Consider the following 230-nt stretch of genomic DNA (forward strand, 5'->3'; position numbering starts at 1 on the left):
GTAGCGCGCCCGTTCGGGCGAACCCGGCCCGGCGGCCAGGGCGGCCCGGAACCAGACGTGGTCGGCGGAGGGGTGGTTCGGGACGAGGTCCATCACCACGCGCAGGCCGAGGTCGTGGGCGCGCTCCGACAGCCGTCCGACGTCGTCGAGGGTCCCGAACCTCGCCTCGATGCCGCGGTAGTCGGCGCCGTCGTACCCCGCGTCCTGCTGCGGGGAGGGGTAGACGGGGG

1 protein-coding gene is annotated in these 230 nt (G+C 75.7%); it reads right to left on the reverse strand.

What is annotated here, in order from left to right; translation table 11 throughout:
* Positions 1-230, reverse strand: a 230-nt coding sequence (locus AC0I8G_RS26360; RefSeq protein WP_471732559.1) for an alpha-amylase family glycosyl hydrolase, incomplete at both ends; no start/stop codon positions are given.

The organism is Kineococcus sp. AC630 (assembly GCF_979255925.1).